Below are 511 nucleotides of genomic sequence, written 5' to 3' on the forward strand. Positions count from 1 at the left end.
GTCCCACCGCTACATTCCGGCGCGTCAATTGCCGGACAAATCCGTGAGCCTGCTGGACACCGCCTGCGCCCGCGTCGCCATCAGCCTGCACGCGGTGCCGGCAGAAGTCGACGACAGCCGCCGCCGTATCGAGGCACTGGAAACCGAGCTGCAAATCATCGCCCGCGAGCACGCGATCGGCATCGCCATCGGTGCGCGCCAGATCAACAGCGAAGCGCTGCTGAGCGCCGAACGCGAGCGCCTGGCCACCCTGGAAAGCCGTTGGGCCGAAGAGAAAACCCTGGTGGATGAGTTGCTCGCCACCCGTGCGACGTTGCGTGAAAAATCCGGTGTCGTGGACAGCGGCGATGATCAATTGCGTGCCCAATTGGTAGACCTGCAACAACGCCTCAGCACCCTGCAAGGCGAAACCCCGCTGATCCTGCCGACCGTGGACTACCAAGCGGTGGCCTCGGTGGTCGCCGACTGGACCGGCATCCCGGTGGGCCGCATGGCCCGCAACGAACTGGAG

1 pseudogene is annotated in these 511 nt (G+C 65.4%); it reads left to right on the plus strand.

The window, feature by feature from the left end:
• Positions 1 to 511: pseudogene (locus tag E4T88_RS17330) on the plus strand (hypothetical protein); the annotation flags it as partial.

Origin of the sequence: Dysgonomonas mossii (assembly GCF_004569505.1) — a bacterium.
Lineage (GTDB): Bacteria > Bacteroidota > Bacteroidia > Bacteroidales > Dysgonomonadaceae > Dysgonomonas.